The organism is Gilliamella sp. B2887 (assembly GCF_026537015.1).
In the GTDB taxonomy this organism is placed as follows: Bacteria; Pseudomonadota; Gammaproteobacteria; order Enterobacterales; family Orbaceae; genus Gilliamella.
This window is the reverse complement of the sequence record NZ_JAFNMX010000016.1, coordinates 1-25,038: the sequence shown is the minus strand read 5'-3', so window position 1 is coordinate 25,038 and position 25,038 is coordinate 1. Positions and strand designations below refer to the sequence as shown.

General features: G+C 32.5%; 17 protein-coding genes and 1 tRNA gene. 8 read left to right on the top strand and 10 right to left on the bottom strand.

Annotation, left to right across the window (positions count from 1 at the left end; genetic code table 11):
- Positions 1–87 precede the first annotated feature (87 nt).
- On the top strand, positions 88–1,650 hold the full coding sequence (gene gshA / locus J3U13_RS10805; RefSeq protein WP_267342032.1) for a glutamate--cysteine ligase: 1,563 nt from the start codon (positions 88–90) through the stop codon (positions 1,648–1,650).
- A 1-nt stretch (position 1,651) separates the two neighbouring features.
- On the top strand, positions 1,652–2,440 hold the full coding sequence (locus J3U13_RS10800; RefSeq protein WP_267342031.1) for an endonuclease/exonuclease/phosphatase family protein: 789 nt from the start codon (positions 1,652–1,654) through the stop codon (positions 2,438–2,440).
- Here the strand turns inward: J3U13_RS10800 and J3U13_RS10795 are convergent.
- The 3 genes from J3U13_RS10795 to rnhA form a co-directional block, all read right to left on the bottom strand.
- Entirely contained in the window at positions 2,412–3,674 is a 1,263-nt protein-coding gene (locus tag J3U13_RS10795) for a transglycosylase SLT domain-containing protein (protein ID WP_267342029.1), read from the bottom strand. The two genes, J3U13_RS10800 and J3U13_RS10795, sit on opposite strands and share 29 nt — an antisense overlap.
- 42 nt (positions 3,675–3,716) lie before the next feature.
- A complete protein-coding gene (gene gloB / locus J3U13_RS10790) occupies positions 3,717–4,445 on the bottom strand; it encodes a hydroxyacylglutathione hydrolase (protein ID WP_267342028.1) in 729 nt (242 codons plus the stop codon).
- Positions 4,446–4,545: 100 nt separating this feature from the next.
- Positions 4,546–5,025, bottom strand: coding sequence for a ribonuclease HI (rnhA, locus tag J3U13_RS10785; protein WP_267342027.1), 480 nt, complete (start codon positions 5,023–5,025; stop codon positions 4,546–4,548).
- A 193-nt stretch (positions 5,026–5,218) separates the two neighbouring features.
- On the opposite strand from rnhA, the gene dnaQ reads away from it, so the two are divergent.
- The 3 genes from dnaQ (at position 5,219) to J3U13_RS10770 (ending at position 6,970) form a co-directional block, all read left to right on the top strand.
- Positions 5,219–5,953 carry a DNA polymerase III subunit epsilon gene (dnaQ, locus tag J3U13_RS10780; protein ID WP_267342026.1) on the top strand — a complete coding sequence of 245 codons (735 nt, stop codon included), beginning with the start codon at positions 5,219–5,221 and terminating at the stop codon, positions 5,951–5,953.
- A 113-nt stretch (positions 5,954–6,066) separates the two neighbouring features.
- Positions 6,067–6,143, top strand: a tRNA-Asp gene (locus tag J3U13_RS10775).
- Positions 6,144–6,607: 464 nt separating this feature from the next.
- Positions 6,608–6,970: a YbaN family protein gene (locus J3U13_RS10770; protein WP_267342025.1), complete on the top strand. Its 363-nt coding sequence runs from the start codon at positions 6,608–6,610 to the stop codon at positions 6,968–6,970.
- 93 nt (positions 6,971–7,063) lie between these two features.
- On the opposite strand, the gene J3U13_RS10765 is transcribed toward J3U13_RS10770, so the two are convergent.
- Positions 7,064–8,119 carry a hypothetical protein gene (locus J3U13_RS10765; protein WP_267342024.1) on the bottom strand — a complete coding sequence of 352 codons (1,056 nt, stop codon included), beginning with the start codon at positions 8,117–8,119 and terminating at the stop codon, positions 7,064–7,066.
- A gap of 519 nt (positions 8,120–8,638) precedes the next feature.
- Between J3U13_RS10765 and J3U13_RS10760 the strand changes: the two genes are divergently transcribed.
- Positions 8,639–11,413 carry a flavocytochrome c gene (locus J3U13_RS10760; RefSeq protein WP_267342023.1) on the top strand — a complete coding sequence of 925 codons (2,775 nt, stop codon included), beginning with the start codon at positions 8,639–8,641 and terminating at the stop codon, positions 11,411–11,413.
- An 85-nt stretch (positions 11,414–11,498) separates the two neighbouring features.
- Positions 11,499–12,959 (top strand): DASS family sodium-coupled anion symporter, encoded by a 1,461-nt coding sequence (locus tag J3U13_RS10755; protein ID WP_267342022.1) that lies wholly within the window; start codon positions 11,499–11,501, stop codon positions 12,957–12,959.
- Positions 12,960–13,033: 74 nt separating this feature from the next.
- Here the strand turns inward: J3U13_RS10755 and J3U13_RS10750 are convergent, their stop codons facing one another.
- The 4 genes from J3U13_RS10750 to J3U13_RS10735 all read right to left on the bottom strand — a co-directional run bounded on the left by J3U13_RS10750 (position 13,034) and on the right by J3U13_RS10735 (position 18,896).
- A complete protein-coding gene (locus J3U13_RS10750) occupies positions 13,034–14,560 on the bottom strand; it encodes an exopolyphosphatase (RefSeq protein ID WP_267342021.1) in 1,527 nt (508 codons plus the stop codon).
- A gap of 12 nt (positions 14,561–14,572) precedes the next feature.
- On the bottom strand, positions 14,573–16,630 hold the full coding sequence (gene ppk1 / locus J3U13_RS10745) for a polyphosphate kinase 1 (RefSeq protein WP_267342020.1): 2,058 nt from the start codon (positions 16,628–16,630) through the stop codon (positions 14,573–14,575).
- A gap of 110 nt (positions 16,631–16,740) precedes the next feature.
- A complete protein-coding gene (gene pykF / locus J3U13_RS10740) occupies positions 16,741–18,153 on the bottom strand; it encodes a pyruvate kinase PykF (RefSeq protein ID WP_267342019.1) in 1,413 nt (470 codons plus the stop codon).
- Positions 18,154–18,476: 323 nt separating this feature from the next.
- Positions 18,477–18,896 (bottom strand): META domain-containing protein, encoded by a 420-nt coding sequence (locus J3U13_RS10735; protein WP_267342018.1) that lies wholly within the window; start codon positions 18,894–18,896, stop codon positions 18,477–18,479.
- Between the two features lie 75 nt (positions 18,897–18,971).
- Between J3U13_RS10735 and hrpA the strand changes: the two genes are divergently transcribed.
- A complete protein-coding gene (gene hrpA / locus J3U13_RS10730) occupies positions 18,972–22,835 on the top strand; it encodes an ATP-dependent RNA helicase HrpA (RefSeq protein ID WP_267342017.1) in 3,864 nt (1,287 codons plus the stop codon).
- A gap of 88 nt (positions 22,836–22,923) precedes the next feature.
- Here hrpA and J3U13_RS10725 read toward each other — a convergent pair whose 3' ends face one another.
- Positions 22,924–23,958, bottom strand: a complete 1,035-nt coding sequence (locus J3U13_RS10725) for a YdgH/BhsA/McbA-like domain containing protein (protein ID WP_267342015.1) — start codon at positions 23,956–23,958, stop codon at positions 22,924–22,926.
- A gap of 50 nt (positions 23,959–24,008) precedes the next feature.
- The gene (locus J3U13_RS10720) at positions 24,009–24,722 is read right to left on the bottom strand and encodes a helix-turn-helix domain-containing protein (RefSeq protein ID WP_267342013.1); all 714 of its coding nucleotides are present in this window, start codon (positions 24,720–24,722) and stop codon (positions 24,009–24,011) included.
- Between the last annotated feature and the right edge of the window lie 316 nt (positions 24,723–25,038).

The following is a 25,038-nucleotide window of genomic DNA, read 5'->3' as shown; positions in this document are numbered from 1 at the left end:
GGTTATGTACTGTCAAAATAGCCTATGGAAGGCTGTAATTTATGTTAATATGGCAAAAATCAATCTTATCTAAGGAAACGCAACATTATGATACCTGATGTTTCTAAAGCACTTAGCTGGTTAGAAAAACACTATACTATTTTACAAGGCATTCAACGCGGTGTTGAGCGAGAAACTTTACGTATTTTACCTGATGGTTCCATATCAAAAACACCTTTCCCAACCAATATTGGCTCGGCACTTACTCACCCTTGGATCACAACTGATTTTGCCGAATCACTGCTTGAATTCATTACACCAGTGAATACCAATATTGATTACATGTTAACGTTTTTGCGTGACTTGCATCGCTACGCTAGTATTAATATTGGAGAAGAGTTGATGTGGCCCTTAAGTATGCCATGTTTTGTAGCAACTGAAGATGACATTATTTTGGCACAATATGGATCATCGAATGAAGGGCGTTTCAAAACGGTTTATCGTGAAGGTTTAAAAAATCGTTATGGCGCAATGATGCAAACCATTTCAGGTGTTCATTATAATTTTTCATTACCCATGGCATTTTGGCAAGCTAGAGATGGAGTAAAAAATACTGAAGAAGGTAAAGCTGTAATTTCTGAAGGCTATTTTACTTTGATTCGAAACTATTATCGCTTTGGGTGGGTTATTCCTTATTTATTTGGTGCCTCTCCATCTTTATGTTCATCATTTATTCAAGATCCAGAAAAAGCAAAATCTTTTATTGAACAAACAAATGGAAATTGTTATCTGCCTTATGCGACATCGTTAAGATTAAGTGATATTGGCTATACAAATAATGCTCAAAAGCAGTTAGGTATTACATTCAATCATTTAGATACTTATGTTGAGGGTCTTAAACGAGCTACACATACCAAATCACCTCACTTTAGTAAATTAGGTATTAAGGTAGATGGTCATTATCGTCAATTGAATGATAATGTCTTGCAGATTGAGAATGAGTTTTATGCACCAATTCGCCCTAAAAGAGTTCCAAGATCTGGAGAATCACCTTCTGATGCTCTTATGCGTGGGGGTATTGAGTATATTGAAGTGCGAGCTTTGGATATTAATCCTTTTTCACCTATTGGTATTACCGAAGAACAAATTCGTTTCATCGATCTATTTTTAATTTGGTGTGCACTAGCGCCAGCTCCAGAAATGAGTAGTGAGGAACTTGAGTGTTCAAAAATAAATTGGAATCGAGTCATCATGGAAGGGCGTAAACCAGGATTGGAAATAGGTATGGGCTGTGGCAGTTATCGAGAACCATTATCAAAAGTAGGGCATAATTTATTTAAAGATCTGCTTAGAGTTGCGGATGTTTTGGATCATAATGATAAACACCAACAATATCGAAAGGTTTGTGAAAAGTTAGATGTCATGTTTGACCAACCTGAATTAACTTTATCTGCTAGAACCCTTGAAGCTATCAGTGATTTAGGCACTTCAAAATTTGGGTTAGTGCTCGCATCTCAATATAAAAAACAACTTTCAGCAGAACCTTTAGCAATATTGACTGATAGCGACTTTGTTCAACAGCGCATTTTGTCTATTAAAAAACAACAAGATAAAGAGAAGAATGACACCTTATCTTTTGATGAATATGTGAAACAAAAAACAAATATTTAATATGTTCAAAAAACGCAATTATACATTAAGATATCAGGGAAATAGCGATGTTGAATTGATATTACCTAAAAATCACATAGTGGTTACTAAGCCACTGATTGATAGAGAGTATTTCTCAATTTTGGTTTGGAATATTTTTAAACAAAAAAGGGCGGAATGTATTAATATTTTGGAACTTTATGCCGATAAAGCTAAAATAATTTTACTACAAGAAGCCCAAACTACTACTCAATTATTGAATTTTATTTCACGACATAACAAAATAGCCGATCATGTTCCAGCTTATTGTTTAAACGATATTTATGCAGGTGTTATGACTATAACCGACAGTTTACCTACATCGATTTTGTCATTTAAGGAGAAAGAACCACTGATTCGGGTTCCTAAATCGGCGTTAATAACAATCTACCCTATTCAACATTCTACCCAACAATTATTGGTTGCAAACATTCATGCTGTCAATTTTAGTATTGGAGTTAAAGTTTATCGCCAACAAATGCATATTTTATTAAATCGTATCAGTGAGCATCATGGACCGGTGATATTGGCAGGGGATTTTAATGCGTGGAGTAAACAGCGACTAGATTTATTATTTTATTTAGTGAGTTCAATTGGTCTTAAATCAGTAAATTTTAGCATTGATATTCGAAAAACATTTATGGGAAGACCTTTAGATTTTGTCTTTTATCGAGGATTACAGCTTGATGCAGCGCAGATAATTAGTACAAATGCATCAGATCATAATCCTCTATATGTAAATTTTAAATTGGATTTGCATTCACAAGGTTAATTGTTAAAACATCTCCTTCTTTGACTCTTTGATTTTTTAGTTTGTTCCATAACAGCAGATCGGTAATTTTAACTCGATAATTTTGCGCAATACTATAGAGGTTATCACCCGCTTTCACCTGATAGGTTATTTGTGTATTGTTGCTGTTATTCTCTACAATTGAACTCACGGTTTTATTACTTAAATCACTATGCTGAATTGCTGATGATTTAACTTCAAACGGCATCGGAGCATGTGGTATATCTTGCAAAAGTTCAGTTATTTCGTTTGCTACAAGATTCTCGGCTTGTAATTTTTGATATAAACTTTTCGCATGAGTATGTGGAACAAGCAAATGGAAAGGACCATTTAGGGTTTGTTGTACATAGCCCGCATTATAGGTCGTTAACTCATTGAGTGACAGCCCTGTATATTTAGCAATTTTAGCTAAGGAAATGTTTTTAGTTATATCAATTCTGACAAGTGAATTCTCATAATTACAATCAGGTAATTTAACTCCATATCGAGCATTATTTTTAACAATATCAACTATTGCTAAAATTTTAGGGACATAGTGCATTGTTTCGTTTGGTAATTCTAAAGACCAATAGTCAGTTGATAATCCTCTCGCTTGGTTTTTTTCAATAGCTTTTCTTACACGTCCTTCACCAGCGTTATAAGCAGCAAGAGTTAATAGCCAATCGCCATTAAAGCGTTCATTTAGGTTTTGCAATAATGAAATGGCTGAACTTGTTGAAGCAATTAAATCACGGCGAGCATCAAAATAATGACTTTGTTTTAAGCCGTACTCTTTTGCTGTTATAGGTACAAATTGCCATAAACCAGCAGCTTGAGCGGATGAAGTCGCTAATGGATCATAAGCACTTTCAATTAATGGCACTAAAGCTAACTCAACAGGTAAATTATTTTTACGTAATTGATTAATTATATAATAAACATATGGCTCTGATCGCAATGCGATAGTTTCAAATCCTTGAGGATCACGTAATAATCGCTCTCTTTCAGCTTTAATGCGACTATTCTCTGGAACATTAACATTAATCTGATTGTTCATATACTGCCATGGATTCTGAGTGATAGATACATAATTACTATTACTGACAGTTTGTCTATTATTAGCTACGGTATTTTTTGAGTACTTTATTCTAACAACTGCATTATGGCGTGGTCCACTATACTGCTGACATGCACCTAAAAAAGAGCATAACATTGTAAATATTAATAATTTTTTCATTAGACAGACTAAATTCTATATTGTTTAAGATTACTATTATACCTAAAAATTATCTTTTAGGCTCCTAAAAAAAACAAACAACTCTAATTCATTGTTGAAATTAAATTTATCTTGTAAAGATTTTTCTTCGCATCGTAAAAATAAATTAATTCGTTTTTCGTTATTTAATGTAGAAGGTAACGTCACTGATCGATTACTCATACTATTAAAATAATGATTTATTTCCTTGTCATCAGGAACCATACTCTTAGCAAAATTTAAATTCGCTAAAGTAAGTTCATGTCCTGCACAAATAAAAGTATCATCAGGGAACTGTTTTAATTTTTTAAGCGAACACAACATTTGTTGATAAGTTCCTTCAAAAATTCTTCCACATCCAGCAGAAAATAATGTATCACCACAAAACAGATAAGGATGACAATAATATGCTAAATGCCCTAAAGTATGTCCAGGTAAAGGAATCACTTTAAAATAGAAATCACCAATACTAACTTCATGTTGATTAGTTAGATTGGTGATTGGTAACTTAATTTCACTGGGACCATAGATAGTTGCATTGGGATATTTGTTTTTTAGCTCGCTCACACCTCCAACGTGGTCTATATGGTGATGAGTAAGTAAAATTGCAAGTGGCAATAATTCATTTTGATTAAGATAATTAATCACAGGTTCGGCAGTACCTGGGTCAACGATGATGACCTGTTTACATGAATTTTCTAATAACCATATATAGTTATCTTTTAATGCCCGAATGGTATGTAAGTGAAACATTGATGATTGACTCCGTAAACATTACTGATTGCAATTGATTAAAAATTTACACTTATTATCAGTACTCTAATAAAACATACAAATTTAATACTCTCATTATTTACTTTTTATCAGATAACGATTGCTCAAATACAACATCGGATAAGTTCGGTGTTTCTGCCATGGATTTTGCAATAATATCACAACGTTCATTCTCGATATGTCCAGCATGGCCTTTTACCCAAATCCATTCAATTTTTTGAGTTTGGACCAGTTCGTCTAATCGAATCCACAAATCTACATTTTTAACCGGTTTATTATTGGATGTTTTCCAGCCGTTTTTTTTCCATCCATGGATCCAATTGGTAATCCCGTTGCGAACATATTGACTATCGGAATAGAGTTTTACTTGGCAAGTTTGTTTTAATTGCTCTAAGGCAACAATAGTGGCTAATAACTCCATGCGATTGTTTGTTGTTTTAAAAAAACCTTGAGATAAGATTTTTTCGTTTTGCTTATATTTTAATATTGCGGCATATCCACCTGGACCAGGATTACCAAGGCAAGAGCCATCTGTGTATATTTCAATTTGTTTTAACATTTTAATAATCTTTTAAAATAATCAACTAAAAGTTTGAATATGGATTTGATATAAAATAGTAAAGTATTTGTACTAATTTGATTAAATTATTCACTTCAATTTTTGAAGATATCAACATCAAAGAATTTTAGTGCTAGACTATATCACTATTTTGTTTTTCCCAACATTGATTAATACATAAAAAGAGAATAATGTGATAACTAATTGTAACCGCCAAATTGTATTAGATACAGAAACCACAGGTATGAATCAAGATGGCAATAATCATTATGAAGGACATAAAATTATTGAAATCGGCGCTGTTGAAGTGGTTAACCGTCGATTAACTGGCAATCATTTTCATGTTTATATTAATCCTGAGCGCTTAATTGATGAAGAGGCGTTTCGAGTTCATGGTATCAGTGACCAATTTGTGAAAGATAAACCGATTTTCAAAAATATAGCTCATGATTTTATTAAATTCATTGATGGTGCTGAGCTCGTGATTCATAACGCTTCATTTGATGTGGGATTTATGGATTACGAATTTCGTCTTTGTGGACTAGATTTTAAAACTGCCGAGCATTGTATCATAACTGATACTTTGGCTATGGCAAGACGCATGTTTCCGGGTAAACGGAATAATTTAGATGTGCTTTGTGAACGCTATCAAATCGATAATTCTCATCGAACCCTTCATGGCGCTTTACTTGATGCCGAGATCTTAGCTGAAGTCTATTTAGCCATGACTGGTGGGCAAACAACTTTATCTTTTAGTTCGGATGAACATCTTTCAAGTTTAACAGAAGGCAGTGCTATTAAAAGAATAGAACGTACAAATAATCCATTAAAGATCATCAGAGCCACCCAAGATGAGCTTTCTGAACATGAGTTAATTATAAAGAAAATCGAAAAGAAAAGTGGTAAGGCCATGTGGAAAATACATTAATGATGTTTTTATATGCAATTAAACCATGATTTAAAAAATATGATTGACGAATAAGAAAATAATCTTTAATATCACGCCTACTTTAATGTTGTTCATTAAAGGAATCAAAAAGCGGAGCGGTAGTTCAGTTGGTTAGAATACCTGCCTGTCACGCAGGGGGTCGCGGGTTCGAGCCCCGTCCGTTCCGCCAATTCTTAATCTCATCTATTCTTTTATTCTAAAACAATTCAGCAGTAAATTTCTTTATAGCTTCTGTATATGCATTTTTATTAATCATTTTTGGTCGTACAAATATACCTTCATAAACTTTAATGTTTTATATGCTATAGCTTATGTTTGATAAGATCAAAACAGTGAATTTTGTGTTAAGATCAATAACAAGCATAATATTGAAATATTATGATATTATTCTAACTCTAATTAAGTATATTTTACCTATGTTTAAATCGTTTTGATTCTAACAAAACACAAAACAATTTAAATACGTTTTTTATCTACAATAAAAAAACAAAAAAGATGAAACTTCTAATGGCTATAGTCAGTTCAGAAGAGGGATGATGAGGCTAATAGATGCATTAGAAAGTAGAGTATGAAAATGTTACTTTAGATTCAACGCCAATCGAATATTCAATTTACTCAGAGCTAAAATTTATAATGTTAAAAAAAAGTTTATTTATATTTTTAGGAAGTCTTTCTTTTGTTTTAGGAACAGTTGGCATTTTTGTGCCAATTTTACCTACAGTACCCTTCTATTTATTAACGGCTTATCTTTGGCTTAATAGTTCGGATCGCCTTTATGCTTATTTTACTAAAAGTAAATATTATCAAATTTATATACAAAAAATGTTTATTGAGAAAAAAGCAACACAATCAAGTTTATTTAAAATGCTGTTAATGGTGTTTGTTGCATTATTCATACCTTTTGTTATCTTTAACTCTTTACATGTTAGAATCATTCTTGTTATTGTTTTTTTAGCACACCTAATATTTGGTTATGTTATTTTTAACAAAAAATAAATAAAGGTAATCGGGTTAGGAATAAGATTAAATTAGGTTAAAAAGTTAAAGGGCATATAAGTTACCCTGTAACTTTTTTAATGAATGCCTTTATTATTGTTTTAGACTTTTTTTAATTTCTATCGCAAGTAAAGGATTCCACATTGCGCCTGTGGCACTCATTACCGCAGTAGCGCCAGCTTTTATAAATTCATTATAATGTTCGCTTGAACTTACACCACCAACACCAACAATTGCAAATTTTAATTCCATTTGTTGACGATATTTAGCTAAACGAGTCACCATATCTAAACCAGCCCAACGAATAGCATCGCCACAGATTCCACCTTCTTTTCTATTCTCACCTAATGCAGGATAACCATTTGTATCAACTGGTTTGGCAGAAAGGGTATTAATAGTACTTAAACCATCAATAATTGAGCCAACTCGTTTTAATAATGACACTATTTTTTCATCATCAGGAAAATAGGCTAATTTTAGAATAAGAGGGCGATCAGGTACCGCTATTTTTATTTCATTAACAATGCGTTCAACACTATCCACATCGAAGCAAAGTAGCTTACTTGCACCTTCGTTAGGGCAACTGAGATTCGCCTCAAGAATGGGTGAACCCGTTTCTCTGACTAATTTTGCTGCTAAGGCATAGTCTTTTTCAATAGCACCATTGCCTTGAGTACCTTGAAAGCTTCCGATAACACATTGACCAGTTCCCGCAGCTTTAACTGCTTCAGCCATATCTGGTTGCCAAACGTCTGGCGCAAAAGATGGAACGCCAAAAGAGTTAGTAATTGACAATGGTTGACTATAATTGGTATCAGCTAAGACTGTGTCAAGATTACAAGATAATTTACCTTTAGGGTGTACGGACAAAACATTGGGTAAAGGATGGCATTTATGCATCTTTGTTCTTACTGTTTTGTACACACATAAATCAAATCCATATACGAAAGCTGCTTTGATATAATTTGCATTTAATAATGGACCAGCAGGCATTCCAAAAGGTAAGTTTACATCAATATTTAGAAATTTAGTCCGCTGAGTTGGTACTTGTTCTGCCTTATCTAATTGATTGAAAAGTCCAAAAGGTCCTTGAGCATAATTATCTTCATAACTAATACTTGGATTATAAAAAGGGATCAAAGATTTCATGCTTGCTCCTGTTGTTTTTATACATAAATTGAATTTGTTTGATAATCTGAGATGAAAAGGAAAAAAAGAGAGGGTTAAAATAAAAAATCCTCCGAAATGGAGGATAATTAATTACAATAGAAAAAGAGTGATGTTTTAAAATTGCTTTCATTTTGTGTGTCTGTACCACAATCATCTACCGTCCCTTTCTACGTAAATTGTCAGGCATTTTAACCGATTAGAATTAAAGTTCAAGAATTAAGTAATAATAAAATTACAAGTAAATGAAATACTTACAGTGTTATTTTTTAGACTAATAATTCATATTTATTAATAAGAAATGGAAAACTGGTATAAAATGAACAACATTTAATTTTTTAAAAAGTAAATAATTTTATAATTTTTTAATAAATTTGAAATAATTTCTGTCGAAAAAATGATACAAAACTTACAAATGAAGCTATTGTCTGTAGAGGATGATGATTAATAATGTTATTATTGCCGTTATAAATAAATTTTAGTAATTATCAGGTACATAAAATGACAAAAAAAAATGCTTTTGAACCATTAACCTTACCTAATGGCATTGAATTAAAAAATCGCATAATTATGGCACCAATGACTACTTGTTCTGGATTTTATGAAGGTTCTGTAACTTCTGATTTAATTGAATATTACCAAGCAAGATCTGGAGAAATTGGTACCATTATTGTTGAATGTGGCTTTGTCGATAAAAAAGGTTTAGCTTTTCCTGGCGCTATTGGATTAGATAGCGATGATAAAATTGAGGGATTAGCAAAAATAGCTCAAGCAATCAAAGAAAAAGGTTCTAAAGCAATCATTCAGGTTTATCATGGTGGTAGAATGGTGGAGCCTAAGCTTATCGGTGGGCTTTCTCCTATAGGGCCTAGTTCAATTGCCGCACCAAGACCTGAAGCTGCTACACCAATAGAATTAACCGAGAACGAAGTAGATGAAATGATCGAGAAATTTGGACAAGCTGTTAGACGAGCTATCCAAGCAGGTTTTGATGGTGTAGAAATTCACGGAGCGAATACCTATTTAATTCAACAATTTTATTCACCTAATTCCAATCAACGCAATGACAAATGGGGGGGAAGTCGCGATAATCGTTCAAGATTCCCTTTGGCCGTTTTAGACATTACTCACAATATTGTTAAGCAGTTTGCGAACTCTGAGTTCATTATCGGTTATCGCTTTTCACCAGAAGAGTTAGAAATACCAGGCATTCGATTTGATGATACAATGTATTTGCTTGAGAAATTAGCCGAAAAAGGACTAGATTATGTTCATTTTTCAATGGGGGCTATTTTAAGATCATCCATTGTCGATATTGAGGATCCAACACCATTAATAAAAAAATATGTTGCAATGCGTTCTAAGACATTAGCTAAGATCCCCGTTGTAGGTGTGGGAAATGTAATAAACCAAACCGACTTAGAAACTGCCTTAGAAAATGGTTACGATTTAGTGGCAGTTGGCCGAGCCTGCATTGCCTATCCTGACTGGACTAGTAGAATTAAAAACGGTGAAAAACTTGAGTTATTTATTAATAGTGATAAGCGAGAAGAACTCAACATTCCTGTTCCTTTATGGAGTTTTTCATTAGTTGAAAGTTTAATTCGAGATGTAAACTTGAATAACAAAAAATTCAAACCAGGTAATTATCAAGAAAAAGTCAATGATGAGTCCTTTGAATTTACGATCAATGTTGAACTAGCAAAAGACTATATTAAAGATATGCAATTGGTTAATGCCAATAATTTTGATAATGATGTGTTGAGCAATTTTAATGAAATAAAAGAAAGAATCATTACTTCAAATAGTCCTCATGTCGATACCATTTCTGGTGCTACAACTCAATGTGAAGCTTTCAAAAAAGCGGTAACTAAAGCTATGGTTCAATCCAATAAAGATGCCATTCTAGCCGAAGGTGGTGATCCGAATGATAAATCCTATGATATTGTTGTTGTTGGAAGTGGAGGAGCAGGTTTAGCTGCAGCAATTCGTGCGCATGACTTAGGTGCAAATGTCGTAATTATTGAAAAAATGTCAGTAATTGGTGGAAATACTAATAAAGCTTCGGCCGGTATGAATGCAGCTGAAACAAAATTCCAGAAACTAAAAGGAATTAAAGATAGTAAAGATCTTTTCTATAAAGAAACAATGACTGGAGGAAAAAACAAAAATAACCCTGACTTATTAAGGTATTTTGTCGAAAATGCACCAGATGCTATCGATTGGTTAGATACAAATGGTATCACTTTAAGTGGTATTACTACAACTGGAGGAATGAGTATTGATCGAACTCATCGACCAGAAAGTGGAGCAGCGGTAGGTGGTTTTTTAATTAGTGGATTAGTTAAAAATATTAACAACCGTGGTATTGAAGTCATGCTTGATACAAATGTTACCGAAATTGTAACAGAAAATCATAAAGTAACCGGGGTAAAAGTTATCCAAGAAGATGGTTCAATTTATACAATTAAAACAAAAGCTGTTGTTATTGCTACGGGAGGATTTGGAGCAAATCTAGAGATGATTGAAAAATATCGACCAGATCTTAAAGGTTTTGTAACAACTAACCATAAAGGTGCAACAGGATCGGGAATTACAATCCTTGAAAAGCTTGGTGCTGGTACAGTGGATATGAAAGAAATTCAAATTCATCCAACTGTTGAACAAACAACCTCTTATCTTATTTCCGAATCGATTCGTGGTGGAGGAGCAATATTAATATCACAAAATGGAAAACGTTTTGTTAATGAACTCGATACGCGTGATAAAGTATCCAATCATATCAATAATCTAACTGAACATTACGCTTATATCTTATTCGATCAACAGGTTCGCGATGAGAATAAATCAGTGGAGGAGTATATTTCACGTAATTTAGTAATTCAAGCCAATACTCTTGATGATTTAGCAAAACAATTAAGCATTGATTCTAATACATTAACCGAAACAATAAAACGTTATGATAATTTTGTTATAAATAAACATGATGAAGATTTTGAACGAACAACAGGTATGCGTCACCCTATCAATAAAGCTCCATATTATGCGATAAAAATTGCACCCGGCATACATCATACAATGGGAGGAGTAACAATTAATGCGGAAACACAGGTTTTGGATACTCAAAATCATGTTATTGAAGGCATCTTTGCTGCTGGAGAAGTAGTTGGAGGCGTTCATGGCGCTAATCGTATTGGTGGAAATGCTGTTGCAGATATTATTATCTTCGGTTTACAGGCTGGCACAAAAGCTACAGATTATATTCATCATTATTAAATTAGTAATTTGAATATATCCCTATTTTGATAGAAGAGATGGTTCTATTGAAGCTTAACTATTTTTAAATAAGAAGGAAAATTCAATGCACACAATAAAAAAGCCACCTGTTAAATGGCTACCATTTATTATTATTGCTGCTATTTCGATCATTTTATGGTTATTTGTATTGCCTCCTGATGGGATTAGTACAGAAGGATGGCGAACAAGTATTATATTTGTAGCAACTATTGCCTGTATTGTTGCTGAAATTATGCCTATTGGCGCAATTGGTTTACTGGCAATTACCGTATTTGCAGTATTAAGACCATCTGGCGCAACTTCTGCTACAGAATCAATTAAAATCGCCTTAAGTGAATTAAATAGTACATTAATATGGCTTATTGTTATCGCTTTTATGATTGCTCGTGGTTTTATTAAAACTGGATTAAGCAAAAGGATTGCTTATTACCTTGTTAAAATTCTTGGCCGAAATACTTTAGGCTTAGCCTATGGTTTATCTGTTACCGATATTGCTTTAGCTCCGGCTATTCCAAGTACCACTGCTCGAGCCGGAGGGGTTATTTATCCAATTGCGGAAGCCTTATCCATTAACTTTAATTCGAATCCAAAAGATAACTCAAGAAACCGTATTGGCACTTTTTTAATGCTAACTATTAGCCATATTAATGATATTACTTCGGCTATGTTTTTAACGGCATTTACTGGAAATTTGCTCGCAGCTAAATTAGTGACATCTTCGCTTGGCATAACATTAGGTTGGGGTCAATGGTTTATTGCTGCTCTTGTTCCCTGTTTAGCCTCTTTTATTGTTATTCCTTTAGTTATCTATTTTTTAACTAATCCAGAGCTTAAGAAAACACCTGAAGCACCAAAATTAGCTTCTGAAGAACTCAAAAAAATGGGTGCAATAACAGGTAAAGAAATCATAATGGGAAGTACTGTAATACTGCTTTTAGGCTTTTGGATTTTTGGTGATAAGTTAAATATAGACTCAACCACGACAGCTTTTATTGGTTTAACCCTCTTAATTTTAACAGGTGTATTGAATTGGGAAGATATTAAAAGTGAAAAGGCAGCTTGGGATACCTTAATTTGGTTTGCCGCTTTACTTATGATGGCAGGACAAGTTAACAAACTTGGTGTAACAAAGTGGTTAGGTGATACAATAGGTAATGCAATAAAAGGGCATTTAGGTGAAAGTAGTTGGGTACTGGTTATTATTCTATTATGTACCGCGTATGTTTATTTACACTACTTTTTTGCCAGTGGTAATGCACATATTGCTGCTTTATTTCCTGTTTTTTTATCTGTTGCAATTGCACTTGGTGTACCGCAAATGATAGCCATCTTTGCGTTAGTTATTTGTACAAATTATTTTGGTTCAATTACACAATTTGCTAATGCTAGAAATCCATTATTATTCGCTGAAGGTTTTGTTCCAGTAAAAATATGGTGGAAAGTTGGTTTTATATGCAGTATTGTGAATTTAATTATTGTTTTCACCATTGGTTTATTATGGTGGAAGATGATTGGATTAGGCTAATCAAGAAAGATTTTTAATATAAAGAAATGTTTTTACGGCTAGTTTAACTAGCGGTAAAAACATATTAATCGAATTTAGTTAAATAGTTCTATTGATAACTTCCAGTCATTAACTGCATTCCAATATTTTTGTTCTTGTTCTAAATCAAGCAAAATAAGTTTATTATTTCCAATAAATGTCTCATCAATTTCTAAAGTAATATTTGTTATTTTATCTTCATCTAATTTCAAACGAAACGCATTTAAATTCAGGTCATTATTACGCTGATTATTGATTAATATTGATAATCTCAATATCTGCAATAATGGGATAATATGTTTATAGTCAAAAAGACTAAAATACGGCAAATTATCAATATTTATTGATTTCCTATGATAACGAACAAGAGAAGATAAAAGAAGTTGTTGTTCCTCATTAAATCCTGGAAGATTACTGTTTTGTAGAATATAACTTGAATGTTTATGTATAGAAGAAAAATTAATTTTTAATCCTACTTCGTGTAATTGCGCTGCCCAGTATAATATTGATTCTAAATGAATTGGAACAGTAACAGAAGACTGCCTTTTCCATTGTGAAAATAAATAGTTAGTGGTTCTTACAACCTGTTTTGCATGTCGCTCATCTATATTATAATGTTGAGAGAGAGACTCAGCTGTTGATTCTCTTATATCTCGAAAATTGATACCATCAATGAGTTCATACAATACCCCTTCACGTAAGGCACCTGGACAATATTGTAAAGCTCGTAACTCTAATGCATCAAAAACACCACTGAAAATAGCCAGGCCGCTGACAAAAACATTTTTTCTTTCATCAGAAAGAGAAGGATATTGAATATCAAGGAAAGATTCAAATTCTAAAATATAACTAATTAAATCATTTAATCGTTTTTGAGTTATAATTCCGTCACTGACACCCAAATCCAATAGTATTTTGTAAATGGATTTGATCGTACCAGATGTACCAAAAGCAACCCTAATATTCTGTTTTTTTATGGTATTAATAATACTTTCTATTTGTTGTGTTGCTGCAAGTTTGGCTCGTTGAAAAGATATTTTATCGATCTTTTTTTGAGAAAAAAATTGCTTCGTATAAGTGACACATCCCATTGGACGACTTGCAACGATGTAAGGTTTAAGATTATTACCTTTACCAATTGCTATCTCGGTCGATCCACCACCTATATCTATAACAAAGTTGGTACTGGTTTTGCTTGTCGATTCTGTAGTCATCATGCCAAGATAAATTAAGCGAGCTTCCTCTTGACCTGAAATAATTTCGACAGGATAGGGTATTATTTTAGCCGAAGCCGTTAAAAATGCCTGTTTATTTTTAGCAATGCGCAATGTGTGTGTTGCGACAATCCGAACATTTTCAATAGGAAAACCCTTTAATCGCTCAGCAAACAAAGCAAGGCATTCTACACCACGTTTAATACTTGACTCGCTTAATTCATTGTTATCATTTAATCCAGTAGCTAAATGAATATTTTTTTTACATTTATAAATGATTTGTGAAATGCCATTTACACTACGAGCGATGACCATATGAAAACTGTTTGACCCCAAATCAATAACCGCATATTCATTTAATTTAGTCACTTTCCTAATTCCTTACACAAGCGTTTCTAATTGCTTTAAATAATCATAAATAGCATGTTGCGCCCTAATTTTTTTCTTATTACCTCTTAATACATAATTATTAGTATTATCTTTATCAATAATTCTGGCTTTTACATTATCATTACATTGGATACTAAAAATATCATGAATTGTAGATTTTAAAATGGGATCAAAAATTTTAACGCCAACTTCAATACGATTATCAAGATTTCTGGGCATCCAATCTGCTGAAGAGATATAGGTATCTTTTTTTCCTTCATTTTCAAAAATATAAACACGAGCATGCTCTAAATATTGATCGACAATGCTTGTTATAAAGATATTTTCACTTAAATCCGGTATTTGCGGGACTAGTACGCATGTTCCTCGAACAATCATTCTAATTTTGACTCCTGCACACGATGCACGATAAAGTGCATCAATCATTTCTTTATCCGTTATTGCATTAAGTTTTAGATAAATACCTGCAGATTTTCCTGCTTTAGCATTGGTTATTTCTCGCTCAATGAATTCATGGAAACGTAAACGTGTATTTTGTGGAGAAACCAGTAAGTAATTAAAAGATACAGGTTTAAATGGATTTTCAATAAAATTGAAAACTTTTTTTACTTCGTCTGTTATAACAGGATCTGCTGTTAATAATGAAAAATCGGTATAAATTTTAGCGGTTCTTTCATTAAAATTACCCGAACCAATATGAGCATAGCGAACAATTTTATCATTTTCCTTACGATCAATTAAAAATAACTTGGCGTGAATTTTTAATTTTGGTTGTGAGTAAATAACTTTAATACCACTGCTGATCAATCTTTTAGCCCATTTTATATTTGCTTCTTCATCAAAACGGGCTTGTAATTCAACAACCACAGTGACTTTTTTTCCATTGTTAGCGGCATTTATTGCAGCATGAATAAAACGAGAATCTTTTGCAACTCGGTAAATATTCATTCTTATGTGTGTCACGGCTGGATCGAAAGATGCTTGTCGCATGATTTCTAATACATGTCCAAATGAATAATAAGGATAATATAGTAATACATCACGATCTTTGATTGCTGCAAATGCATTTCTAAATTGTTTGAATCTATTATAAACAAGATTTGGGACTTGTTTATTCAACAAATTTTTAATGCCTAAATCAGGAAATTTCACCAAATCTTTAAAATTCGGATATCTTCCTCCTGGCATTGCATCTTGCTCCGTCAATCTTAATTTGTTAATGAGCAATTCAAATAATGCTTTTGGCATGTCTTTTTGATAGGTAAATCGGACAGGTTGTGCTGTTAATCGTTGTTTTAATCCTTGAGACATCAGTTCCAGTAAACTATCTAATTCTGTATTCAATTCATATTCAGCATCCCGATTGATATTAATAGAATAAGCATTTAGTTCTAATGCATCAAAAAAAACTTTAAATATGTCTGGTAGGCAATAGCGTAAAATATTATCCAAAAATATAATTGATTTATTTTTAGTAGACACTTCAGATGGCAATAAAACAAAACGCGAAACATTATCCGTAGGTAGTTCAAGTAAAGCATAACTTATATTATTTTCACAAATTATTTCAACTGCTAAATATGCATGATCGTCTTTTAAGAATTGTATCAGTTCAGTATGACTATCAAGAAGGATAGGTGTTATATATTGTCTTAGGTTTTTTTTGTAATAATTTTTTATCCAATTTTCTTGATAAGAGGATAATTGTCTTTCATTAATCAGAAAAATCTGATTTCTGGCCATTTCAAGTAATAATTCGTTATAAAGCTGATCAAACTGAAGTTCCAATTGAATGACTTTTTGATTAACTTGGCGTAAAAGTTGTTTTGAATTTGATGAACCTTGAGATTGTTCTTGTTCAATCAATACATACTTTTTTAGATTAGCAAATTGCACTTTATAAAATTCATCAAGATTGCTTGAGTATATTCCTAAAAATCGAATACGCTCAATAAGCGGATTACTTTTATCGGCGGCTTCTTGTAGAACACGTTGATTGAAAGACAACCAACTCAGTTCTTTGGGAAAATATACTTTTTCTGATAGCATTTTTATCTCTTACAATTTATTAATACTGTATATTTACAGGATAACTTAAGTAAAAAAAAAAGCTAGCATATAGCTAGCTTTTTATATTTAATTAACGATATGAAAATTGCTTAAATTCTATGAACTGAAGTAGTGTTGGTTGTCCCACTAGGAACTAACGCACCTGACACCATCACAATTGTATCGCCTTGATTTAAACCACAATATTTAACTGCCATTTCCTTACCTAAACGGTAAAAATCATCAGTCGAGTTAATTGCATCAATTAAAATAGGCTCTACACCTTTAGATAAAGCTAATTGATTAACTGTTTTTTGACTGGATGATAATGCTAAAATACGTGCTTTAGGGAAATAATGACGTACTTCACGTGCTGATTTACCACTACGAGTTGCAACAACAATCAAAGGAACATTAAGTCGTTCCGCAATTTCAACAGCACCACAACACACAGCAGCGGTAATTCGTAATTTTTCTTCTTTATCGCTAAGTTCTAAAGAAGCTGGAATAGTACCATCAGTACGTTTACAAATAGTCGCCATTACATTTACTGTTTCAAGTGGATATTTACCTTTAGCACTTTCGCCTGATAACATTACTGCATCAGTGCCATCAATGATTGCGTTAGCAACATCACCTGCTTCAGCACGAGTAGGGCGAGGGTTTTTTATCATTGAGTCAAGCATTTGTGTTGCGGTAATAACGGGTTTTGAAGCTCGATTACATTTTTTAATCATCATTTTTTGAGCAAAGATAACTTCCTCAACTGCAATCTCGACACCTAAATCACCACGAGCAACCATAATACCATCAGATGCTTCTAGAATTTCGTCAAAATTATCAAGACCTTCTTGGTTCTCAATTTTAGAAATTATTTTGATATCCTCACCGCCATGAGTTTTTAAGTGAGCACGAATATCTTCAACATCTGAACGTTTACGAATAAATGAAGCTGCAATAAAGTCAACGCCTTGCTCACAACCAAAGATTAGATCATTTTTATCTTTTTCAGCTAAAGCGGGTAATTTAATAGAAACGCCAGGTAAGTTAATGCCTTTATTTTCGCCCAAATCACCATTATTTAGAACTGTACAGATAACCTCATTACCTTTAACTTCTTTAACATCCATAGCAATTAAGCCATCATCAACTAGCACGCGATTACCTGGTTTTAGATCATGCGCAAAGCCGTCATAGGTTACCGCAACACGTTCAGAATTACCAATAACATTTTTATCAGTGGTAAAGGTGAACGTTTGGCCAGCAACTAACGAAACATCATTCCCACCTTCTAATTTAATAGTACGGATTTCAGGTCCTTTAGTATCTAGCATGATTGCAGCTTTTAAGCCAGTTTCTTGCATGACTTCTCGTAAATTCTTTATTCGATTACCATGCTCTTCATAATCACCATGAGAAAAATTCAAACGCATAACATTCATTCCTGCGTTTAATAATTTGGCTAGCATCTCTTTTGATTCAGATTTAGGGCCTATGGTACAAACTATTTTTGTCTTTTTCATAATATTTTCTACTAGTTGTTAAGGTTAATGTTTAAAATTTAAATAAACTTTTTTCGCAAAAAAAATCAATGTTTGAGAATTGATTAGATTGGTGTATAAAGGGAGATGGGCAACTAAAAGAATAGTTACTTAACTTAAATAAAATATTTGAAGAATTAGTCATTTTCATTAAAGCTTGGACATCTACAAAACTGGAGTCATTATATTCTTAACTACATTTAAAATAAAGCTTTTTATAATGAAATTGTCTTTATAAATCAGCGAAAAACATACTGATTATATAAATATTTGTCAAAATGTTTGATGAAACGCCTACGTTTTAATCACATCAACTCTTTAACCTTATAAGTAAGTTCATTATCTTCATTCTTTAATATTAATTGATCCTTTGTTAATTCAATCTTTGCACCGTTAACAATTAATTCTTCGATGACTGCGTCTAATTTACTCAGTTCGCTATCAGGACAAACCATTTTAGTCATGGATAAACCAGCCCCTCTGATAACATTATTATCTAATGCTACTTTCCCAGAAAATAGATTGCACATTTTTCCTGTTATTGTCATATTTTCACCAAATTCTAATTCAGCATACTCATCTGACGTAAGTTCTTGACCATTAGCTTTTACTAGGACAAAGTGGTGATGCATAAGATCGGTATCTTTGACATTACTTGATTTATTACAACCAGAAATAGCAAATGCTGTAGCAATTAACGGTAAAATAAAAATCGTTTTTTTCATTTGAACTCCTATTGAAAGGTTTAATTTGCTATAATTGACCCCAATTTTGATTATCAATAAAACATTTTACTCTCTATGTTATCTCAACAGCAAGAAAAATATTTAGAATCAATGACTTTCTTAGATAAATACAAGCTTTTAAAACTATCAAAGAAAGATCACAATGAGACTGATATTAATTCGGCAATACAAGCGGCAAATCTACATTACCAAGCTAGAAGGTCGTCCTTACCGAATAAAATCAATTATCCGGATAATTTACCTGTAGCTGAAAAAAAACAGGCAATTTATGATGCTATAAAAAATCATCAAATTGTTATTATTGCTGGTGAAACAGGTTCAGGTAAAACAACGCAAATTCCCAAAATTTGTTTAGAGCTAGGTTTAGGAATAAAAGGATACATTGGCCATACTCAACCTAGACGATTAGCTGCTCGCTCTGTTGCCAATCGTATTGCAGAAGAATTGAAAACAGAAATAGGTCAGTTAGTTGGGTATAAAGTTAGATTTTCAGACCAGGTAAGCGAAACAACATTAATAAAATTAATGACTGATGGTATATTACTTGCTGAAATCCAAAAAGATAAGCTACTATTACAATATGACACTATTATTATTGATGAAGCTCATGAACGTAGTTTAAATATTGATTTTATCTTAGGTTATCTAAAACAATTACTACCTAAACGCCCCGATTTAAAAGTAATAATCACATCAGCAACTATTGATGTAGAACGATTTTCTAATCACTTTAATCAAGCCCCAATAATTGAAGTTTCTGGGCGAACTTATCCTGTTGAAGTAAGATATCGTCCGCCAATATTAAATGAAGAAGATGATACAAATAATGATTTCCAACCTATTATTGACGCTATTGAAGAACTCTCAGCAGAAAGCTTTGGCGATATTCTGATTTTTCTGACGGGTGAACGGGAGATTCGAGATGTTGCTGATATACTGAATAAATTAGATTTGCGTCATACCGACATTCTACCTTTATATGCAAGATTATCTGCAACAGAACAAAATCGCATCTTTCAGTTACACTCAAAACGACGAATTGTTCTTGCAACCAATGTTGCAGAAACATCATTAACCGTACCGGGAATTAAGTATGTAATCGATCCTGGTTTAGCTAGAATTAGTCGCTACAGCTATCGAACTAAAGTCCAACGATTGCCAATTGAACGAATATCTCAAGCTTCAGCAAACCAACGAAAAGGTCGTTGTGGTCGTACATCGGATGGTATTTGTATCCGTCTATATGATGAAAATGATTTTTTATCACGACCAGAATTTACCGATCCCGAAATATTACGTACCAATTTAGCTTCGGTAATTTTACAAATGACTTCATTAGGCTTAGGCAATATTGCCGCTTTTCCTTTTGTAGAGGCGCCTGATTCCAGATATATTCGTGATGGTATTCGATTATTAGAAGAACTCGGTGCTATTTACACCAAGCATCATCACTATCATTTAACTGAAAGTGGTAGAATTTTAGCTCAATTACCTATTGATCCAAGATTGGCCAAAATGCTTGTAGAGGCACGAAGGTTAGGGTGTACGAAAGAAATCATGATCATTACAGCTGCCTTGTCTATTCAAGATCCTAGAGAAAGGCCATTTGATAAGCAACAAGCTTCTGATGAAAAACACAGACGTTTTGCACATAAAGAATCAGACTTTCTATCTTTTATTCATTTATGGGATTACATTAAAGAACAGCAAAATCTATTATCTGGCAATCAATTTAGACGATTATGTCAAAAAGAGTTTTTAAACTATCTTCGTATTCGCGAATGGCAAGATGTTTATACGCAAATCAGACAAACTATTAAACAATTAGCTTTTCCAATAAACAGCAAAGCTGCTGATTACATTTCATTACATACTTCCTTATTGAGCGGTTTATTATCTCATATTGGAATGAAAGAAAGTGAAAAACGTGAATATATCGGTGCTCGTAATATTAAGTTTTCAATTTTTCCCAATTCTGCACTTTTTAAAAGTCAGCCGAAATGGTGTATTGTGAGCGAATTGGTTGAAACAAGTAGATTATGGGGGAGAACCGCTGCCAAAATTGAAGCTGAATGGATTGAGCCAATAGCCAAACATTTGGTTAAATATAGTTACAGTGAACCAAGATGGTCTAAAAAGCAGGGTACCACAATAGCCAATGAAAAAGTTACTTTGTTTGGTTTACCAATTGTTGCTAGTAGGATTGTCAATTATAGCAAAATTGATCCAGTTTTGAGTCGTGCTTTATTTATTAGGCATGCACTAGTTGAAGGTGATTGGTTAACTAATCACAAGTTTTATAGACAAAATCAGCAATTAATCAGGGAAGTTGAAGATCTCGAACATAAATCTCGTCGACAAGATATTTTAATTGATGACGATGAGCTTTACGATTTTTATGATAAACGTATTGATAACTCGGTGATTTCAGCAAAATATTTTGATAATTGGTGGAAACAAAAACAAAAATCACAACCTAATTATCTTAATATAGAAAGGGATATGCTGATTAAGCAAACAGCACAATTGGTTAATCTAAATGATTTCCCTGATTTCTGGTATCAAGATAATTTTAAATTTGCACTAAGTTATCAATTTGATATTGGTCATAATCGTGACGGTGTCACAATTAAAATTCCTCTTGATCTACTAAATCAAATAAAAAATAGAGGATTTGATTGGCAAGTTCCTGGATTTAGAAAAGATCTAATTATTGCCTTAATTAAATCATTACCTAAATCATTACGTCGTAATCTTGTTCCTGCACCAAATTATGCTGAAGCGTTTTTGGAAAGAATAAAGACGATGGACCAACCGCTTCTTGAACGTTTAGAAAATGAATTTCGTAAAATGACTGGGGTAAAAATCACATCTGAAGATTGGCATTTGGATCAGGTTCCGGATTATTTAAAAATGACATTTAGCATTATTCATGATAATGAAGAAATTGCATCCGGTAAAAATTTAGTTTTATTGAAAGAACAGCTAAAAAATGATGTTCAAAAAGCTTTAACTTCTTTAACAACCAAAAAAATAGTACCTATTGAGCAAAGTGGTATCACTGATTGGAATTTTGGTACATTGCCTTCAATTTATGAAGAAAAACAGAAAAATTATACAGTCAAAGCCTATCCGGCAATTATTGATCATCAAAATTCCGTCAGTATCGAATTGATTGATAATCAAGAAGAACAGCAAAAATTAAATCAATTGGGACTCAGACGGTTGCTAATGTTAAATATTCCATCACCAATCAAATATCTACATGAAAAATTACCCAATAAATCTAAATTAGGACTTTACTTCAACTCATTTGGTAGCGTATTAATGTTGATTGACGATTGTATTGCTTGTGCGGTTGATGAATTGATAGATAAATATAATCAAAATATTCAAAATCAACAACAGTATCAAAAATTGCTTAATTATACTAAGACGAATATCAATGAAATGGTTATAGATATTGCTAAACAAGTAGAAGGCATTTTGACTTTATACTATAACGTTAATAAAAAATTGAAAGGTCGTGTTGATCTATCATTAGCTTTTGCATTATCCGACATAAAAAAACAACTTAGTAAATTAGTTTATAAAGGATTTGTCGCAGATTCAGGTTATAAACGAATCGCCGATATTTATCGTTATTTACTGGCAATTGAAAAAAGAATTGAAAAATTAATGGTTAATGTAACGAAAGATAGACAGTCGATGAATATTATTGAGGAAGTTGAAAATCAATATGAAAAATGGGTTAACAGTTTGCCACAAATTTCCAGATCTAAAGATAGTGTCATCAATATACGTTGGATGATTGAAGAGTTAAGAGTAAATTTATTCGCTCAACAATTAGGCACACCGTATCCAATATCTCCTAAACGCGTAAAACAGCAGATCGAAATTATAAAATCTGAATTATGAGTTTCAGAATATTTATTTAAGATTTGAAAACTCAATGAGAAGAAAAAAAGAAAGTAGGGCGTATATAAATACGCCCATCTTAAAAACTCTACTTATAAAGATCTATAAATACAGTGATATTAGGTCCTTTTGCATCATGAGCTATTCGAGCAATATGATAAAATTTAGCTCCATTTTCAATCGCTCTTTTACCTGCTTGATAAGAAATTTCCTGATCTGTTACATAATATCCGCGGAATTTAATGGTATCAAAAGCAACCATTTTTGCAGCAGTAGCATCATTCAATTCTTGAATTTTTCTTCCATCAGGAAGTGTTACGGTGTAACGTTTCACACGTTGTGGCTCAGCTTCAACTTCAGGATTTACAGTAACAGGTACTTTTGTTTGTGTAATTTTTGTAGTGGATTGATCGATTACTTTAACTTTGTTATTAAATTTGTTTGCATAAAATTTTTCATTAAATGCAGAGGGTGAGTAATAACCCGGTTTTTCAACTTGCATCGCAGTTTCACCGCCTTGAGCGAGTGCAATTTGACCAGCTTCAGAATCATAAGGAATGGCATTTTCTGGTTGAAGTTTACGTTCTGGGGCATCTTTTTTAAACAAATAAGCAGCAACTTGAATGTTGCTTCCTAATTCAGAACGTGAATCAATATAAAAAGCATAGGCACCTTTTACTAACGCTTCTTTTGCAACAGCTTGATTTACATCAATTTCGCTGGGAAAGTACCCACGTATACGAACGATATTAAAAGGTTCTAAACGAATAGCCTTCGATTTTGGATATTCATATACACCTTCAAATTTACGAAAGCTTTCAGTTGTCTCAGTAGCCTTAGGCGCATTTGATTTATATAATTTAGCGTAAACAATTCGTAGTGTATCATTTGAAGGACTGATATTAGTGGTAGTTATATAAAATGCAGAAGCACCTTCTTTATCAGCTGCTTTTGACATAGCTATAACATAATCATTGTCGGTATAAAAAGCACCGCGTACAGTAATTTGTTTAAAAGATTGAAGGTTCTTGGCTTGTTCTTCATTTAATTGTTGAGCTGCAAATGAACTCATTGGACATGCAACGATAGCTGCAACAATAAGAGTTTTCTTGAAACTTATCATATTTGATTAACCTTAGAATTAACTTTATTGATATTTTATCACGAAATAAATTACTTTCCCAAAACAATTAAAGCATTTAAATTTTTGATAAAAATATATTTTCCTTTTACAGATAAAACATCAAGCTCCTGAAATTTTGTTAAAATTCGGCTAACTGTTTCAATGGTTAATCCCAAATAATTGGCAATATCGGTTCTGCTCATAGATAACTTTATATTCAATGACGTGTGACCACGTTTTTCATAACGTTTATAAAGAGAATAAATAAAATAAGCTAGACGTTCATCAGCCTTTTTTTGCGAATAACATAAAACTAATTTTTGATAATTGTAAATATCATTGCTTAGTAATTTAAAAATCATATCTCTTACAGTTTTATTTGTATCAACTAAAGACATTAATTCATCATAATGCAGTTCGCATATTGCAACATTATTTAATGCTTTAACCGTATAGTTATAAACTCTTGTTGCTATAGAATCTAATCCGACAATATCTCCTGGTAGATAGAAACCATTAATTTGTTCATTACCATTTGAAGTAGTGATGTAGGTTTTTAATGCACCTGAATGAATGATGAAAAATTTTTTGAAGGATGTATTTTCGTGAATCAAGATCTCATCTTTTATATAAGACTTTTTACGATCTAAAACTGTATGCAGAGTATTATTGAGTAACATTGGGATACAGAGTGACCCGGTACTGCACAATTCACATGGAACAGAATAACTTTTTGATCGTAATGACTTATATTTATTTTGCATTTTTTCTAAAAGTGTTAATCCATTAGTTGATAAGAACAATGTATTCTATAATAAAAAAACATAGAGTGGTTAGACATTATTTTCTTATTTACAAAAATAATCTAATATCTTTTAGAAATATAAAAAACTTTTATATTTCATATAATTTTATCATAACCCTTTCGAAGGTAATATGCTAATAATGATTTGTAAATACCATAAATAACTATATCAATTCGACATAAATAACAAGCAGACACCCCGATATATTAGCCATAGATTCGCCCAAATACCTGGGAGAGCAAATTGGCGAAATCACGAAAGTGACCTCAAAAAC

What these genes read in the sequence shown, in the direction of transcription:
- hrpA (WP_267342017.1), top strand. Translation starts at nt 18,972, where the DNA reads ATGTTATCTCAACAGCAAGAAAAATATTTAGAATCAATGACTTTCTTA.
- gshA (WP_267342032.1), top strand. Translation starts at nt 88, where the DNA reads ATGATACCTGATGTTTCTAAAGCACTTAGCTGGTTAGAAAAACACTAT.
- ppk1 (WP_267342020.1), bottom strand. Translation starts at nt 16,630, where the DNA reads ATGCTATCAGAAAAAGTATATTTTCCCAAAGAACTGAGTTGGTTGTCT.
- rnhA (WP_267342027.1), bottom strand. Translation starts at nt 5,025, where the DNA reads ATGTTAAAACAAATTGAAATATACACAGATGGCTCTTGCCTTGGTAAT.
- J3U13_RS10725 (WP_267342015.1), bottom strand. Translation starts at nt 23,958, where the DNA reads ATGATAAGTTTCAAGAAAACTCTTATTGTTGCAGCTATCGTTGCATGT.
- J3U13_RS10800 (WP_267342031.1), top strand. Translation starts at nt 1,652, where the DNA reads ATGTTCAAAAAACGCAATTATACATTAAGATATCAGGGAAATAGCGAT.
- J3U13_RS10770 (WP_267342025.1), top strand. Translation starts at nt 6,608, where the DNA reads ATGTTAAAAAAAAGTTTATTTATATTTTTAGGAAGTCTTTCTTTTGTT.
- gloB (WP_267342028.1), bottom strand. Translation starts at nt 4,445, where the DNA reads ATGTTTCACTTACATACCATTCGGGCATTAAAAGATAACTATATATGG.
- J3U13_RS10735 (WP_267342018.1), bottom strand. Translation starts at nt 18,896, where the DNA reads ATGAAAAAAACGATTTTTATTTTACCGTTAATTGCTACAGCATTTGCT.
- J3U13_RS10795 (WP_267342029.1), bottom strand. Translation starts at nt 3,674, where the DNA reads ATGAAAAAATTATTAATATTTACAATGTTATGCTCTTTTTTAGGTGCA.
- pykF (WP_267342019.1), bottom strand. Translation starts at nt 18,153, where the DNA reads ATGAAAAAGACAAAAATAGTTTGTACCATAGGCCCTAAATCTGAATCA.
- J3U13_RS10765 (WP_267342024.1), bottom strand. Translation starts at nt 8,119, where the DNA reads ATGAAATCTTTGATCCCTTTTTATAATCCAAGTATTAGTTATGAAGAT.
- J3U13_RS10720 (WP_267342013.1), bottom strand. Translation starts at nt 24,722, where the DNA reads ATGCAAAATAAATATAAGTCATTACGATCAAAAAGTTATTCTGTTCCA.
- J3U13_RS10755 (WP_267342022.1), top strand. Translation starts at nt 11,499, where the DNA reads ATGCACACAATAAAAAAGCCACCTGTTAAATGGCTACCATTTATTATT.
- J3U13_RS10760 (WP_267342023.1), top strand. Translation starts at nt 8,639, where the DNA reads ATGACAAAAAAAAATGCTTTTGAACCATTAACCTTACCTAATGGCATT.